This is a genomic window from Vibrio sp. S234-5 (genome assembly GCF_000960595.1).
Classification (GTDB): domain Bacteria; phylum Pseudomonadota; class Gammaproteobacteria; order Enterobacterales; family Vibrionaceae; genus Vibrio.
Map to the genome: position 1 here is coordinate 1 of NZ_JZAM01000413.1, position 399 is coordinate 399.

Below are 399 nucleotides of genomic sequence, written 5' to 3' on the forward strand. Positions count from 1 at the left end.
TTACTGTACTCATGTTGCGGAGAACGGAATAGATGCTCAGTCGGAGCAACTTCCAGCAAGGATCCCATCTGCATCACGCCCACTCGATCGCACATTTGGCGAATGACGGGCAGATCGTGGCTGATAAACAACAGGGTTAAGTTCAGTTCGCTTTGTAAATCTTTGAGCAAATTGAGGATCTGCGCTTGAACCGACACATCCAATGCTGAGGGCGGTTCATCACAGATCAAAAGACGGGGTCGACTCGCCAACGCACGCGCAATCGAAATGCGCTGACGCAGACCACCGGAAAACTCATGCGGATATTTAAACCCGACCATTTTGCCTAAACCGACGTGCCCAAACAGATGGTTGACGATTTGTCCCGAACTTGCTCCGCTGTTGGCGAGTTCACAAAAA

The 399-nt window shown here is 50.4% G+C and carries 1 protein-coding gene; it reads right to left on the reverse strand.

The genetic code is table 11. The annotated features are described in order from the left end of the window. Positions 1-399: ABC transporter ATP-binding protein (locus UF06_RS22570; protein WP_045572477.1), on the reverse strand; the 399-nt coding region annotated here is incomplete at both ends.